At 63.9% G+C, this 255-nt stretch carries 1 protein-coding gene; it reads right to left on the reverse strand.

Annotated elements, in window-relative coordinates; genetic code table 11:
- Positions 1–255: VCBS domain-containing protein (locus IB258_RS30270; RefSeq protein ID WP_192331059.1), on the reverse strand; the 255-nt coding region annotated here is incomplete at both ends.

Below are 255 nucleotides of genomic sequence, written 5' to 3' on the forward strand. Positions count from 1 at the left end.
CGCCATCGGTGTGGCCGTTGATGGTGACGGTGATGGTGGTGGTGCTGACGTCGCCGTCGGCATCACGGATCGTGTAGGTGAAGGTGTCCTTGAGCTGCTGTCCATCGAGCAGCGCGTTCACGCGCGGGTCGTTGTTGTTCAGCTCGTAGGTGTAGGTGCCGTCGGCCTTGAGGACGATCTTGCCGTACTCGCCGTTGACGGCGGTGTTGACGTTGCCGGTGACGTTCTGGCCGGCGGGGACCGTGCCCTTGGCCA

Origin of the sequence: Achromobacter sp. ACM02 (assembly GCF_014851605.1) — a bacterium.
GTDB classification, from domain to species: domain Bacteria; phylum Pseudomonadota; class Gammaproteobacteria; order Burkholderiales; family Burkholderiaceae_B; genus Achromobacter; species Achromobacter aegrifaciens.